The sequence below is a fragment of the Phyllobacterium sp. GQ127 genome, assembly GCF_059758635.1.
Genome location: NZ_JCAXDZ010000046.1, coordinates 1 through 250 on the forward strand (window position 1 = coordinate 1; position 250 = coordinate 250).

Genomic DNA, 250 nt, shown 5'->3' on the forward strand with positions numbered 1-250 from the left:
GCCCAGGCCTCGTTGATCCGGCGCTACGTGAATGTTGTTGCAGGCGATGGCGCTGCACGCAAACAGGGTGAAGACTGGCTGGAGGAACTCGATAATCTCTTCAAGACGGAATTTTTTCGCAAGGGCGGCGGTCGTGTCCTGCTCGATGGCCTCTATTCGAGACAGCCGCCGTTCAAGAGCGCCGAACTGGGAATTGCGCTCTGCGAACTCTTGCAAGGCAGAAGGTCATGATCGAGGGCTTTTCCTTTGC

At 56.8% G+C, this 250-nt stretch carries 1 pseudogene; it reads left to right on the forward strand.

Features of this window, described 5'->3' with window-relative positions:
- Positions 1-231 (forward strand): annotated as a pseudogene (locus AC6CHM_RS25205) (hypothetical protein); the annotation flags it as partial.
- Between the last annotated feature and the right edge of the window lie 19 nt (positions 232-250).